This is a genomic window from Sphaerisporangium aureirubrum (genome assembly GCF_042658925.1).
Lineage (GTDB): Bacteria > Actinomycetota > Actinomycetes > Streptosporangiales > Streptosporangiaceae > Sphaerisporangium > Sphaerisporangium aureirubrum.
Genome location: NZ_JBHSRF010000067.1, coordinates 37,590 through 50,465, shown reverse-complemented (window position 1 = coordinate 50,465; position 12,876 = coordinate 37,590). Strand labels below are relative to the sequence as shown.

General features: G+C 72.9%; 13 protein-coding genes and 1 pseudogene. 11 read left to right on the top strand and 3 right to left on the bottom strand.

The genetic code is table 11. From position 1 onward, the window contains the following. Positions 1–403, bottom strand: a pseudogene (locus tag ACFP1K_RS31430) (3-deoxy-7-phosphoheptulonate synthase); the annotation flags it as partial. 234 nt (positions 404–637) lie between these two features. On the opposite strand from ACFP1K_RS31430, the gene ACFP1K_RS31425 reads away from it, so the two are divergent. The 3 genes from ACFP1K_RS31425 (at position 638) to ACFP1K_RS31415 (ending at position 3,323) form a co-directional block, all read left to right on the top strand. Next, positions 638–1,246, top strand: a complete 609-nt coding sequence (locus tag ACFP1K_RS31425) for a molybdopterin-dependent oxidoreductase (protein ID WP_380760140.1) — start codon at positions 638–640, stop codon at positions 1,244–1,246. 44 nt (positions 1,247–1,290) lie between these two features. After that, the gene (locus ACFP1K_RS31420; protein WP_380760137.1) at positions 1,291–2,469 is read left to right on the top strand and encodes a histidine kinase; all 1,179 of its coding nucleotides are present in this window, start codon (positions 1,291–1,293) and stop codon (positions 2,467–2,469) included. 77 nt (positions 2,470–2,546) lie between these two features. Then, on the top strand, positions 2,547–3,323 hold the full coding sequence (locus ACFP1K_RS31415; protein WP_380760135.1) for a LytR/AlgR family response regulator transcription factor: 777 nt from the start codon (positions 2,547–2,549) through the stop codon (positions 3,321–3,323). A 749-nt stretch (positions 3,324–4,072) separates the two neighbouring features. Here the strand turns inward: ACFP1K_RS31415 and ACFP1K_RS31410 are convergent. Continuing rightward, positions 4,073–5,293, bottom strand: coding sequence for a hypothetical protein (locus tag ACFP1K_RS31410; RefSeq protein WP_380760133.1), 1,221 nt, complete (start codon positions 5,291–5,293; stop codon positions 4,073–4,075). 165 nt (positions 5,294–5,458) lie between these two features. Between ACFP1K_RS31410 and ACFP1K_RS31405 the strand changes: the two genes are divergently transcribed. Both ACFP1K_RS31405 and ACFP1K_RS31400 read left to right on the top strand, forming a co-directional pair. Continuing rightward, positions 5,459–5,668, top strand: a complete 210-nt coding sequence (locus tag ACFP1K_RS31405; RefSeq protein ID WP_380760131.1) for a hypothetical protein — start codon at positions 5,459–5,461, stop codon at positions 5,666–5,668. Between the two features lie 219 nt (positions 5,669–5,887). After that, positions 5,888–7,048, top strand: coding sequence for an aminotransferase class I/II-fold pyridoxal phosphate-dependent enzyme (locus ACFP1K_RS31400; protein WP_380760129.1), 1,161 nt, complete (start codon positions 5,888–5,890; stop codon positions 7,046–7,048). Here ACFP1K_RS31400 and ACFP1K_RS31395 read toward each other — a convergent pair whose 3' ends face one another. Continuing rightward, positions 7,049–7,894, bottom strand: coding sequence for a deoxyribonuclease IV (locus ACFP1K_RS31395; RefSeq protein WP_380760127.1), 846 nt, complete (start codon positions 7,892–7,894; stop codon positions 7,049–7,051). 404 nt (positions 7,895–8,298) lie between these two features. Between ACFP1K_RS31395 and uraD the strand changes: the two genes are divergently transcribed. The 6 genes from uraD (at position 8,299) to ACFP1K_RS31365 (ending at position 12,848) form a co-directional block, all read left to right on the top strand. Next, positions 8,299–8,841, top strand: coding sequence for a 2-oxo-4-hydroxy-4-carboxy-5-ureidoimidazoline decarboxylase (gene uraD, locus ACFP1K_RS31390; protein ID WP_380760125.1), 543 nt, complete (start codon positions 8,299–8,301; stop codon positions 8,839–8,841). Positions 8,842–8,914: 73 nt separating this feature from the next. Next, positions 8,915–9,238: a hydroxyisourate hydrolase gene (gene uraH, locus ACFP1K_RS31385; protein ID WP_380760123.1), complete on the top strand. Its 324-nt coding sequence runs from the start codon at positions 8,915–8,917 to the stop codon at positions 9,236–9,238. Positions 9,239–9,242: 4 nt separating this feature from the next. Then, entirely contained in the window at positions 9,243–10,112 is an 870-nt protein-coding gene (gene pucL, locus ACFP1K_RS31380) for a factor-independent urate hydroxylase (RefSeq protein ID WP_380760121.1), read from the top strand. Between the two features lie 11 nt (positions 10,113–10,123). Beyond that, on the top strand, positions 10,124–10,999 hold the full coding sequence (locus ACFP1K_RS31375; protein ID WP_380760119.1) for an FAD binding domain-containing protein: 876 nt from the start codon (positions 10,124–10,126) through the stop codon (positions 10,997–10,999). Continuing rightward, the gene (locus ACFP1K_RS31370; protein WP_380760117.1) at positions 10,990–11,460 is read left to right on the top strand and encodes a (2Fe-2S)-binding protein; all 471 of its coding nucleotides are present in this window, start codon (positions 10,990–10,992) and stop codon (positions 11,458–11,460) included. The genes ACFP1K_RS31375 and ACFP1K_RS31370 overlap by 10 nt, the downstream gene beginning before the upstream one ends. Further along, complete coding sequence (locus ACFP1K_RS31365) at positions 11,457–12,848, top strand: 8-oxoguanine deaminase (RefSeq protein ID WP_380760115.1); 1,392 nt, start codon at positions 11,457–11,459, stop codon at positions 12,846–12,848. The genes ACFP1K_RS31370 and ACFP1K_RS31365 overlap by 4 nt, the downstream gene beginning before the upstream one ends. The last annotated feature ends 28 nt before the right edge of the window (positions 12,849–12,876 follow it).

Below are 12,876 nucleotides of genomic sequence, written 5' to 3'. Positions count from 1 at the left end.
AGGTCCGGGGCTTGAACGCCCCGCCGCGCAGCAGCGTCGCGCCGGCGGCCTTGGCCATCAACGCCGCCGCCAGTGTCTGGTCCGGCGTCTCCACCGCGCACGGACCCGCGATCAGCGTCACGGTGCCCGGCCCGATCGGCACCCCGCCCACCCGCACCGTCGTGCGGTCCGGATGGTTCTCGCGGCTCACCAGCTTGTAGGGCGCGGTGATGCGCATGACCTCGGCCACGCCGGTCATGCCCCCGAGGGCGAGGGTGCCGAACTGCGCCACGTCCCCGACCAGGCCGATGATCGTACGGCTCACGCCGCGGCTGACGAACGCGCTGCCGCCTGCCGCGGCGACGACCCCGACGACGGCGTCGACGTCCTCTTGGGTGGCCTCGGGGGCCATGACGATGACCATGGTTTTTGTCCCTTCTCATGCAAAAAGGCCCCGGGTCCAGACGGACCCGGGGCCTTTGCGACGTTTACCTGTCAGCGCAGCGTCTGACGGCGAACGGTCCACTCCACGGGTCCGTCGCCATACCAAAACTCGAACGCGGTACGCATCGCCGCCGAGTCTAGCGCAGCCGGATCCGGACTCGCCCCCGTGGGTGCCGATGCCGCGCGGCCGGGGACGCGGTGGGAGGATTGCCAGGTGCCGGACCCCACCGAGGAAGCCCGACTGCCCCCCGGGCAGTACGTCCCACGCGGCCGACCGGTCGTCCACTACGGCAGGATCCCCAAGTTCCGCCCGGAGACCTGGAGCTTCTCGGTGTTCGGCGCCACCGCCTCCGGCGCGGAGACCAGGTTCACCTGGCCCGAGTTCTCCGCGCTGCCGCACGACACGGTGCTCGCCGACTTCCACTGCGTCACCAAGTTCTCCCTGATGGGCAATGAATGGGGCGGCGTCCCCGCCGCCGCGCTGCTCGCCGCGGCACCGCCCGCGCGGGGCGTCAGGCACGTGATGATCTGGGGCGAGTACGGCTACAGCGCCAACCTTCGCATCGAGGACTTCGACCGCGAGACCACGCTGTTCGCCACGGAACTGGACGACAAGCCGCTCAGCGCCGACCGCGGTCATCCGGTGCGGATCATCGTTCCCCACCTGTACGCGTGGAAGAGCGTCAAATGGGTCCGCGCGGTGGAGTACATGCCCGAGGACCGCCGCGGGTTCTGGGAGGACCGCGGCTACCACAACATCGGCGACCCCTGGCTCGAGCAGCGTTACTCCTACCAGGAGGAGCCCGGCGAGGGCCCTGCGTAGGGTTCGCACCCGATCACGCCCCGTCACCCAATACGGTTTTCCGCATGCTCGACAGCGGATGGATCCTGCTGTGCGTCGCCACCGGCGCCGCCGGATACGTTCTCGGCCGCCGCGGCCGGGGACGCGGCCGTGACGACGCCGGCGCGGCCCACACCACCCTGCACGTCGCCGCGATGGCCGCGCCGTACCTCCGGGCCGGCCTCACCCGTGAGTCGGCCCGCCGGGCCGTGCGCCACCTGCGGGCCCTCGCCGGGACGTCCGCGCTGGCCGTCACCTCCACCGACCAGCTGCTCGCCTGGGACGGCGCCTGGGAGCCCATGGACGAGGCGCGGGTGCGCGACCTGCTCGGCCACGTCTCCGGCGTCCTCGGCGGCGGGCGGCCCCACCTGGTCGCCGGGGACGACCTGTTCTGCGAGGCCGACGACTGCGCCGTGCGCAGCGCCGTGGTGGTGCCCCTCATCGTCGGCGGCCGGGTCATCGGGGCGCTGGCCGCCTACCACGCGCAGGTCGACGCGGGGCTCGTACGGGCCGCCACCGAGCTCGGCCGGTGGGCGTCCGGCCAGCTGGAGCTCGCCGAGCTGGACGCCACCCGGCGCCGGGCCCTCGCCGCCGAGACCCGGGCCCTGCGCGCCCAGATCTCCCCGCACTTCGTGTGCAACTCGCTCGCCACCATCGCCTCGTTCACCCGCACCGAACCCGCCCGAGCCCGCGAGCTGCTGCTGGACTTCGCCGAGTTCGCCCGGCACGCGCTGCGCCGCGCCGGGGACTTCACCACGCTGTCCGACGAGCTGACCTGCGTGGACCGCTACCTGCTGCTGGAACGCGCACGGTTCGGCAGCAAACTCCGGTACGTCGTGGACGTGGTCCGCGAGGTGCTGCCCGTCCCCGTGCCGTTCCTGTGCCTGCAACCCCTGGTGGAGAACGCCATCACCCACGGCATCCGCCGGGGCGGCGGCACGGGCGAGGTCAGCGTGGTGGTCCGCGACGCCGGGGACGAGGTGCACATCACCGTCGAGGACGACGGCGCCGGCATGGACCCCGCCCGGGTGCGCGACCTGCTGGACGGCGAGCCGCCGAGCGGGGACAGTGGCATCGGTCTCGCCAACGTCGACGTGCGGCTGCGGCAGATCTACGGCCAGGAGTACGGGCTGTCCATCGACACCGCGCCCGGCGAGGGCACCACGGTGCGGATGCGGCTGCCCAAGCGGCACCCGCGTCCATAACTCAGTGCCGTCAGGCAACTACACAATGTCGCGACAGGTCTTGCCCGGCGGGCGGTCCGGGCGGCAGCGTAGGGGCCATGCTCCGTGTGCTGGCTGTTGACGACGAGGAACACGCGCTGTCGGAGCTCGCCTACCTGCTGCGGCAGGACAGCCGCGTCGAGCAGGTGCTGACCGCGTCCGACGGGGTCGCCGCGCTGCAGGACATGGTGGCGATGATCGGCGCGGGGGACCGGCTCGACTGCGTCTTCCTCGACATCCGCATGCCCGGCCTGGACGGGCTGGACCTCGCCCGGCTGATCGGCGCGTTCCCCGTGCCGCCGAAGCTCGTGTTCGTGACCGCGCACGACGACCGGGCGGTGCAGGCGTTCGAGCTGGAGGCGGTCGACTACCTGCTCAAGCCGCTGCGCCCCGACCGGCTCGCCGAGGCCGTCCGCCGCCTCGAACTCGCCACGTACGGCTCGGCCACCGACGCCGGCACCGAGGACGTCATCCCCGTCGAGCTGTCCGGCCGCACCAGCTTCATCCCGCAGCACGCCGTCAGCTACGCCGAGGCCAGCGGCGACTACGTCCGCCTCCACACCGCAGAAGGCACCCACCTGGTGCGGATGTCCCTCGCGGCCCTGGAGCGCCGCTGGGGCCCTCTGGGCTTCATCCGCGTCCACCGCAGCACCCTGGTCTCCACCCGCCACGTCACCGAGATGCGCTTCGAAGAGGGCCGCGCCCTCCTCCGCGTGGGCGACACGACCCTCCAGGTGAGCCGCCGCCACACCCGCCACGTCCGCGAACAACTGGTCCGCCAAACCCGCCCCCACGCCCCACCCCCCGACCTCCTCCCCCCACGCCCCGCCCCCTGACGACCCCCGCCCCCTGACGACCCCCGCCTCCGCCGGCTCGCCCCCGCCTCCGCCGGACGGCTCACCCCCGCCCCCGCCGGACGGCTCGTTCCCGGCCGCCCACCTTCAAGCCCCGCCGCTCGTCCCCGCCGACCGGCGCCGGGCTCCCGTATGTCCCGCAGACCGGGTGCTGTCCGGCCCGGTCACGAAAACGGCCCCGGCGCGAGCCCCCACGACACCGCTCGTCGTCCGCCGGGCGCCGCTCGTCGCGTCGGAGCGCTCCGTATACCGCTGACTACTGACCGTTGAGCGAGCGGCCTCCCAAGCACCTCACACGGCCCTGATGACCCAACGTAATGTCGTGCGCGTCGAAGAGCCACACCGCGTGACCAGGCCTGACGCAGTTCCCGGTCACGCGGTTCCAATGGTGGTCGCCACCGGGTGCCGCGCACCGGCGTACCCAGGCGACCGCCAGAGGCCACCGGGCCCTGACCGGGGGGTAGGGCCGGGTGGCCTCGGCGAGGTGGGGTGTTCGCCGACCGGCCGCAAGGCCTCTCACACGATCCGGCCCCAGGGGGGCGGCCGGATCGCGTCAGCGAACACCCCGCCCCCCGCCCCGCAAAACGGGGAGACCCCACCCCCGCCCCCGAAAACGGTGCCTTCGGCGCAGTCCTTTTTTGAGGCGACCCTCGCCGCACGGCGTGGCCGACCGCTCCGCAGCGTGCGAACGTCCCCGGGCATGGACCACCCGCCGGACCATGCACCCGGGCTCAGCGACTCCTCTGCGCCGGTCCGCACAACTCCCGATACGCCTCACGCAGTTCGGTGGCCTCGGGTACGTGGCGGGACTCCACAGACGTGACGACCTCGGCCGCGCGCCAGAAGTTCGACGGTACGAGGCGCCCACTGGTGATCGCCGCGAGCGTGACGTGGGCCGCCTCGTCCGGCTGGTCGGCGGCCAGCAGCGCCAGAGCCAGATCCAGGCGGGCGGACGCGGCCCTGCGAGGGCGGGGCGGGCCGTCCGTCGCCGACTCCAGCCGTTCGAGGACGCCGCGGGCGTACGGCTCAGCCGCGGGGTCGCCGAGCCACGACAGGGTGGTGGCGGTGTAGGCGTCGGACTTGGCGGGGTCGTACCGGTAGTGGTGCTCGGGCCGGTCGGGCGCCCGCAGCGGCGCCACCAGGCGGTCCACGCGGTCGAGGGAGTCGCGTGTCTCCCGGGCGGCGCCCAGCCGCGCCCATGCCCGCCCTTCCTGGGCAGCGGCCTGGATGTAGGCCGAGCCGTTCTTCGGCGCGACCCGTTGCGCGGCCTGAGCCAGCGAGAGGGCCCGTCTGTGATCCCCCGCGGTGAGCACCTGCCACGCCTCGGTCTCCAGGCACCAGGCCGCGATCTCGGCATGCTCGGCGTGCGCGGCCAGCTGTGATGCCGTACGCAGCCGTGCGCGGCCGGCGGAGAACTGGTGCAGGTCGATGTGGCACGTCGCGGCCAGCAGTGACAGCCACCCGCCGGCCACGAGCAGACGCCGATGCTCGGCGAGCGTCTTCCGTCCTTCGAGCAGGCGGGTCACGTAGCTCAGATGCCGCCTGACCCGTTCCAGCAGCACGGCCGGTGGTGTCCCCGGATAGGCGACGGCCAGTTCGTCCACGGCCATCTCCAGATGATCCAGCGTCTCCGACCCCACATCGCTCGCGACGGCACGACGGCACAACTCAAGACTCTCCGTGTCGTCGTCGCACGAGCCGCCGCCGAAAAGTTCCGTCTCGTCGAGGCCGAACACCCGGCAGTACAACATCCGGTAGGGATCGTCGGGCTGGTGCTCCCCGGCCTCGTGGGTCCGGACGCGACGGGCGATCGACTCCCGCGAGGGCAGATGAGCACGCGTGCGTTCGTCTGCGGCGTCGATCAGCCGACGAACCAGCTCCTTTTGCGACCATCCGTGCCTGCGCCGCTCGCTGCGCAGCCTCACCGCCCACGCGGGCCTGTCGCCGGTCATGTCCTGCACCTCTCCAAAGGCTCGGAGGACACCACGCCTGTCCTCCAGTGTCCCCCAACCGCCGCTCCCTCGGCGGCCGGACCTGCGGGTCTGATGGATGCGTACGCGAAATGGGCGGGACCCGCGTCGGCCGGGTCCCTTGATTGGGAATCGAGGTTCTGCGCCATGGCGAACGGCAGAGGCAGGCCATCCGATGAGACGGCACCGAGATGGCGGGTCTTCCGCAGCGACACCGGACGCTGGTGGGCGACACGTGAAGACCCGTTCGATCAAACTCAGCAAGCCGCCGGCGCCGCACGAACCGTGGACGCCGACGACGAACTCGCGCTCGCGCGAGCCATGGCCGAACAGGAAGCCTCGCCGTCCTCGCGGTGACGCCGTGATCGCGCCGACGGCCCGGCTGCCCCCCCAGATCGCTGAGCTGATCGCCCAGCAGATCGACGCACTCCGCCGCCTCTACCCAGCCTGGCCCCTCTGGACCCGTACCGAGTGGTCCACTGTGAGCCTCCTCACCCGGATGGCCGTTGCCAGAGGCGGCCCTGCTGAAGGAGGTTCGGACGTGACCACGTACGCAATGGGGAAAGAGGTTCGGGCGTGAGCGAGGTGTTCGATCGGATGCCGGAGTTCCGGCTTGAGACGTATCTGTCGCGGTGGGAGTTCGCCGCGCGTTATCACCTGACGGCGTCGGACGCGGAGACGTTGACCGTGGGGGAGTTGCTGGAGCTCGGGAGCGAGGAGGATCGGCGGGCGTTCGGGGAGCTGCCGCTGAGTTACACCGAGACGTGGGGGAGTGGGCGGCTGCGGGAGGCGGTCGCGGCGACGTACGGGACCTGTGCGCCGGAGGACGTGCTCGTGTTCGCGGGCGCCGAGGAGGCGATCTTCTGGGTCATGCAGGTGCTCGCGGGGCCGGGTGACCACGTGATCATGACGGTGCCGAACTACCAGTCGATGGAGACGGTGCCGCTGGTCACCGGGGCCGAGGTCACCGGGGTGCTGCTCGACGAGGCGGACGGGTGGCGGCTGGACGTCGACGCGGTGCGGGCGGCGGTACGGCCGTCGACCCGCGTGGTGGCGGTCAACTTCCCCAACAACCCCACCGGGGCCGTACCCGATCACGAGACCTGGCGGGCGCTGGTGGAGCTCTGCGAGGAACGCGGGCTGCGGCTGGTCTCCGACGAGGTCTACCGGGGGCTGGAGACGGACCGGGAGCGCATGCTGCCGCAGGCGGCCGACCTCTCCGGCACCGCGGTCTCGATCAACGTGATGTCCAAGTCGTATGGGATGCCGGGGCTGCGGATCGGCTGGGTCGCCAGCCACGACCACGCCCTGCTGGAGACCCTGGAACGGCACAAGCACTACACCTCGATCTGCAGCTCGGCGCCCAGCGAGTTCCTCGCCACGGTCGCCCTCGGCGCCGGGGAGCGCATCCAGGCCCGCAACCGGGGGATCATCTCGGCCAACCTCCCGGTGTTCGCCGAGTTCTTCGCCGCGCACGAGGACCTGTTCGCGTGGGCACCCCCGGACGGCGGCTGCGTCGCCTTCCCCCGCTACCTCGGCGCCGACGGCGTGGAGACGTTCTGCCGCGAACTTGTGGAGACCGCCGGGGTCGTGCTGCTGCCCGCGAGCATCTACGACTCCCGCCTCGCCGCCGTGCCCGCCGACCGGTTCCGCATCGGCGTCGGCCGCCGCGACCCGGAGCCCGCCCTGGCCGCGTTCGACCACTTTCTGGCCGGGCGGCGCGCGTCACGGGTGTAGTCAGGCGGTGCCGTCGCGGAGTCTCTTCAGGAGCAGGATGTCCTCGCGGTGGCGTTCGCCCTTGCCTGGGGTCTCGATGCACAGCGGCACCCCGGCGGCGGCCGGGTGGCGCATGAGGGCGGCGAAGGCGGCGGCGCCGATGTGGCCCGCGCCGATGTTCTCGTGGTGGTCGCGCTTGGAGCCGCAGGGGTGCTTGGAGTCGTTGGCGTGCACCAGCTTCAGGCGTCCGGGGGCGATGGCGTGCAGGTCGTCGAGCATCCGCACCATGCCGTCCGGCGCGGCCAGGTCGTGGCCGGCGGCGTAGGCGTGGCAGGTGTCCAGGCAGAGGCCGGCCCGGGGGTGGAACTCCAGCGCTCCCAGGTACGGCTCCAGGTCCTGCACGGTGGCGCACAACATCTTGCCCTGGCCCGCCATCGGCTCGAACAGCACGTCGGGCCCGCCGTCCGGGATCTCGTCCAGCAGCGGAAGCAGGTGCTCGCGCAGCCCGCGCAGCGCCGCCTCCCTGGGCTGGGTGACCGCCGACCCGGTGTGCACGACGACGCCGGCCGCGCCGATCTCGGCCCCCCGGCGCAGGGCGTGCCGGATGGACGTCAGGGACTTCTCCAGGATGGCCGGGTCGGGGGAGCCCACGTTGACCATGTAGGACGTGTGGATGAAGACGGGCACGCCGGACTCGCGCATCGTCGCGTCCTCGGTGCGATTCCCGTCGTTCAGCGCCCATCCACGAGGGTTGGTCACGAACACCTGGACGATCTCGGCGTGGATCTCGGCGGCGTACTTCAGCCCGCCCGTGGCGAGGCCGCCCGCCACGGTCACGTGCCCGCCGATGGGTGAGGTAGGGGTCATGGGTCGCTGGACCGCCGCCCCGGGCCGCGATGCCCCTGGGCCGGCGTGCCGTCTCCTTCGGGTGAGTCGTCGAGATCGATGATGATGAGCCGCGGCGCCCTGACGGCGGCCTTGGCGCGTCCATCTTGCCCGCCTCAGGGAGGACGCGCCGCCAGGACGGCGTCCGGCCGCCGAAAAGCGCAGGTCAGGCCAGCTCCAGCTTAGGGGAGGCGCGGTACCGGGACGGGGCGCCGGGGGCCGCTCGAGCCGCAGGGGTGCCCGGAGCCGACCGGCTTCAGGGGGTCGAAGGCGACGGTGCGCGGGGGCGGTTGGAGCATGACACGAAAAGTCCTGGGGATGTGTTGGGGCACTTGGGAGCTATCGCCGCTGGACCGATCGGCGTGGCGGGCGATCTACTGGCTGGCATGCCGAACGTCACACCGGTGCCCGCCGGGCTTGCGGCGCTCAACGGGCTCAGCCCGCCGGACGCCGAGCGCGAGCTGCTCGCCTGCTGCGCCTCCACGGCGTTCGCCGCTCGGGTCGTCGCGGGGCGGCCGTACGGCTCGGGGGAGGAACTGGCGGACGCGGCGGCCGCCGCCGTGCTCGCACTGGCCTGGCCGGACGTGGCGGAGGCCCTGGCCGCGCACCCCCGGATCGGCGAGCGCGCGTCCGGGGCGGGACGGGAGGCGTCCTGGTCCCGGGGGGAGCAGGCGGGGACCGGCGGAGCGGCCCGGGAGACGATGGAGGGGCTGGCGGCGGGAAACGCCGCCTACGAGCGGCGGTTCGGGCACGTGTACCTGATCTGCGCCACCGGGCTCTCGGCGGCGGAGATGCTCGAACGGCTGACGGCACGCCTGGACAACGACGAGGAGGCGGAACGGGCCGTGGTACGGGAGGAACTGTCCAAGATCACCCGGCTACGGGTCGCCAAGCTTCTGGCCACGGACATCGGCGGTGAGCCCCGATGACCCAAGGACCCGGCCGCGTCCCCCTCGGCGTGCAGCGCGCCGAGGGGGACGCCGGCCGACGGGGGGTGGGCCGATGAGCCTGTCCACGCACGTCCTGGACGCCATGCTCGGCCGTCCCGCCGAGGGGGTCGCGGTGCGGCTGGAGCGGGACGGGCGGGTGGTCGGGGAAGGGGTCACCGACGGGGACGGGAGGCTGCGGGACTGGCTGCCGGACGGGGAGCCGGGGGCGGGGGTGTACCGCCTGGTCTTCGGGACCGGCGCCTACTTCGCCGCCGCCGGCGTCGACGCGTTCTACCCCGAGGTGGTCGTCACGTTCGCCGTGGCCGACCCCACCGCGCACCACCACGTGCCGCTGCTGCTCAGCCCGTTCGCCTACTCGACCTACCGTGGGAGCTAAGCCAGTGACCGTCGTCCTCGGCGCCAACCGCTACGGCAAGGCGGAGACCCGTGTAGTCCGCGTCACCCGTGACGGCGACGTGCACCACCTGAAGGACTGCAACGTCAGCGTGGCACTGTCCGGTGACATGGCCGAGGTCCACCTGACCGGCGACAACTCCGCCGTGCTGCCGACCGACACGCAGAAGAACACCGTCTACGCCTTCGCCCGCGAGCACGGCATCGGCCAGATCGAGGACTTCGCCCTGCTGCTGGCCCGCCACTTCACCGCCTCGCAGCCCGCGATCCACCACGCCCGGGTCGCGATCGAGGAGTACTCCTGGGAGCGCCAGGGCCCGCACTCGTTCACCCGCTCGGCCACCGAGATCCGCACGTGCGTGGTCCACCACGACCAGGACGGCACCACGAGCGTCGTCTCCGGCCTGCGCGACCTGGTGCTGCTCAACACCACGGGCTCGGAGTTCCACGGCTTCGCCCGCGACCGGTACACGACGCTCCAGCCGGCCACCGACCGCGTCCTCGCCACCGCCGTCACCGCCGGGTGGCGTCACCTCCCGGCGGGCACCGGGGCGTACGATTACGGCAAATCGTACGACGACGTGCGGCGATGCCTGCTGGAGGCGTTCGCGGGCACGCACAGCCTCTCCCTGCAGCAGACCCTCTACGCCATGGGCGCCCGGGTGCTCACCGCCTGCGAGGAGATCTGCGAGATACGGCTGGCGCTACCCAACAAGCACCACTTCCTCGTCGACCTCACCCCGTTCGGACTGGACAACGACAACGAGGTGTACTTCGCCGCCGATCGCCCGTACGGCCTGATCGAGGGCACCGTCCGGCACGACCACGCCCCCGACCCCGGGCCCGCGTGGGACTGAGGAGGATCGACATGGAGTTCCTGCGTCCCACGACCTGGCAGGAGGCCCTGGCCGCCAAGGCCGAGACCCCCGAGGCGGTGCCCCTCCAGGGCGGCACCGACGTCATGGTGGAGATCAACTTCGATGCGCGCCGCCCGGTGGCGCTGCTGGACCTCGGCCCGGTCGCCTGCCTGCGCGACTGGGAGGTCGCCGCGGACGGGCGGCTGCGGGTCGGCGCGGGGGTCCCGTACGCGCGGATCATCACCGAGCTCGGGGACCGGCTGCCGGGCCTCGCCCAGGCATCCCGCACGGTCGGGTCGCCGCAGATCCGCAACCGGGGGTCGGTGGGCGGCAACCTCGGCGCCGCCTCCCCGGCCGGGGACAGCCACCCGCCGCTGCTGGCCGGGGACGCGGTCGTGGAGGTCGAGTCGGCGGCCGGCGGCGTGCGGATGATCCCGGCCAACGAGTTCTACCTCGGCGTCAAGCGCAGCGCCCTGCGGCCCGGCGAGCTGATCCGCGCGTTCTGGATGAGCCCCGCCGCCGGGCCGCAGTACTTCTCCAAGGTCGGCACCCGCAACGCCATGGTCATCGCCGTGTGCTCCTTCGCGGTCGCGCTGCACCCGGCGGAGCGGCGCGCCGGGACCGGCCTCGGGTCGGCGGCCCCCACCCCGAGGCGGGCCCACGCCGCCGAGGAGTTCCTCGCCGCCGAGCTGGACTGGGACGGCGCCCCGCCGCTCGGCGACGCCCTGCTGACCCGGTTCGGCGAGCTTGCGGCCGAGGCGGCCTCCCCGATCGACGACGTGCGGGGCACCGCCGCCTACCGCCGCCACGCGGTGGCGGTGATGGCCAGAAGAACGCTCGGCTGGGCGTGGAACGACTACCGCGAAGGGGTGGCGGCATGCGCGTGAACTTCACCGTCAACGGCCGGGCGGAGACGGCCGACGGCGTCTGGGAGGGGGAGAGCCTTCTGTACGTCCTGCGCGAACGGGTCGGCCTCCCGGGGTCCAAGAACGCCTGCGAGCAGGGGGAATGCGGGTCCTGCACGGTGTACCTCGACGGCCTGCCGGTGTGCGCGTGCCTGGTGGCCGCCGGACAGGTGGAGGGCCGCGAGGTGCGCACCGTCGAAGGGCTGGCCGACGGGGACCGGCTCGACCCGCTGCAGGAGACGTTCGTCGAGTGCGGCGCCGTCCAGTGCGGCTTCTGCACGCCGGGCCTGATCGTCCAGGCGCACGACCTGCTCCAGCGCACGCCCGAGCCGTCGGACGCCGAGATCCGCGAGGCGCTGGCGGGCAACCTGTGCCGCTGCACCGGCTACGAGAAGATCCTGGACGCCGTGAAGCTGGCCGCCGCCCGCAAGGCCGGCCGATGACGGGCACGCGGGCGACGGTCGTGGAGAACGTCGCCGTCGCCCCCGTCGCCGGCCCCGAGATCTCCAACGGCTACATCCACATCCAGGACGGACGGATCGCGGCCCTCGGCCCCGGGCCCGCGCCGGACGTCCCCGGCGCGGAACGGATCGACGGCACCGGCTGCCTGGCCACCCCCGGGCTGGTCAACACCCACCACCACCTGTACCAGTGGGCCACCCAGGGCGTCGCCCAGGACGCCACGCTGTTCGAGTGGCTCACCGCGCTGTACCAGGTGTGGGCCGCCATGGACGCCGAGGTGGTCAAGGGCGCCGCGACGGCCGGGCTCGGCTGGCTGGCGCTGTCCGGCTGCACCACCACGACCGACCACCACTACGTCTTCCCCAAGGGCCGGGGCGACCTGTTCGCCGCCGAGATCGAGGCGGCCAGGGACATCGGGGTGCGTTTTCATCCCTGCCGGGGCTCGATGGACCGGGGCGTGTCCGACGGCGGGCTGCCGCCGGACGAGGTCGTGGAGACCCTGGAGGAGATCCTCGACGCCACCGCCGAGGCCGTCGACACCTACCACGACCCCTCGCCCGGCTCGATGCTGCGGGTCGCGGTCGCGCCGTGCTCGCCGTTCTCCGTCACCGCCCGCCTGATGACCGAGTCGGCCGCGCTGGCCCGCGACAAGGGCGTGCGCCTGCACACCCACCTGTGCGAGACCCTGGACGAGGAGGAGCACTGCCTGGCGCAGATGGGCTGCGCACCGGTCGACTACATGGAGAAGCTCGGCTGGCTCGGCCCCGACGTCTGGGTCGCGCACGCCGTCCACCTGCGCGACCGCGACATCACCCGCTTCGCCGAGACCGGCACCGGCTCCGCCCACTGCCCGAGCTCCAACGGCCGTCTCGGCGCCGGCATCGCCCGCGTCTCCGAACTCCTGCGCGCCGGCGCCCCCGTGGGCCTCGGCGTGGACGGCAGCGCCTCCAGCGAGCTCACCGTCCTGTCCGGCGAGATGCGCCAGGCCCTGCTGTTCCAGCGCGCCCGCTACGGCCCCGCCGCCCTGACCGCCCGCCAGTCCCTGGAGATGGCCACCCTCGGCGGCGCCCGCTGCCTGGGCCGCGCCGACGAACTGGGCTCCCTCGAACCCGGCAAACTGGCCGACCTGGTCCTGTGGCGCGTGGACGGCTTCGCCTCCGCCGTGGCCGACCCCGTCTGCGCCCTGGTCTTCGGCCCGCCCCCGCCCATCTCCCGGGTCCTGGTGGCGGGCAAGACCATCGTCGGCGACGCCGAACTCCGCACCGTCCCCCAGGACCAGGCCGCCGCAGCCGGTACCAAGGCCCACCACCGCCTCCTGGAACTGGCCGCCACCCAGGGCCACACCGTCTCCCGGCAGGTCCACCGTTGACCCCCGCCACGCCGCGGCCGGTGTGCGG

Excerpts from the sequence above, each read along its gene's own strand:
- ACFP1K_RS31420 (WP_380760137.1), top strand. The coding sequence starts at position 1,291 with ATGCTCGACAGCGGATGGATCCTGCTGTGCGTCGCCACCGGCGCCGCC.
- ACFP1K_RS31370 (WP_380760117.1), top strand. The coding sequence starts at position 10,990 with ATGCGCGTGAACTTCACCGTCAACGGCCGGGCGGAGACGGCCGACGGC.
- ACFP1K_RS31405 (WP_380760131.1), top strand. The coding sequence starts at position 5,459 with ATGGCGAACGGCAGAGGCAGGCCATCCGATGAGACGGCACCGAGATGG.
- uraD (WP_380760125.1), top strand. The coding sequence starts at position 8,299 with ATGCCGAACGTCACACCGGTGCCCGCCGGGCTTGCGGCGCTCAACGGG.
- ACFP1K_RS31365 (WP_380760115.1), top strand. The coding sequence starts at position 11,457 with ATGACGGGCACGCGGGCGACGGTCGTGGAGAACGTCGCCGTCGCCCCC.
- uraH (WP_380760123.1), top strand. The coding sequence starts at position 8,915 with ATGAGCCTGTCCACGCACGTCCTGGACGCCATGCTCGGCCGTCCCGCC.
- ACFP1K_RS31395 (WP_380760127.1), bottom strand. The coding sequence starts at position 7,894 with ATGACCCCTACCTCACCCATCGGCGGGCACGTGACCGTGGCGGGCGGC.
- ACFP1K_RS31415 (WP_380760135.1), top strand. The coding sequence starts at position 2,547 with ATGCTCCGTGTGCTGGCTGTTGACGACGAGGAACACGCGCTGTCGGAG.
- ACFP1K_RS31410 (WP_380760133.1), bottom strand. The coding sequence starts at position 5,293 with ATGACCGGCGACAGGCCCGCGTGGGCGGTGAGGCTGCGCAGCGAGCGG.
- ACFP1K_RS31375 (WP_380760119.1), top strand. The coding sequence starts at position 10,124 with ATGGAGTTCCTGCGTCCCACGACCTGGCAGGAGGCCCTGGCCGCCAAG.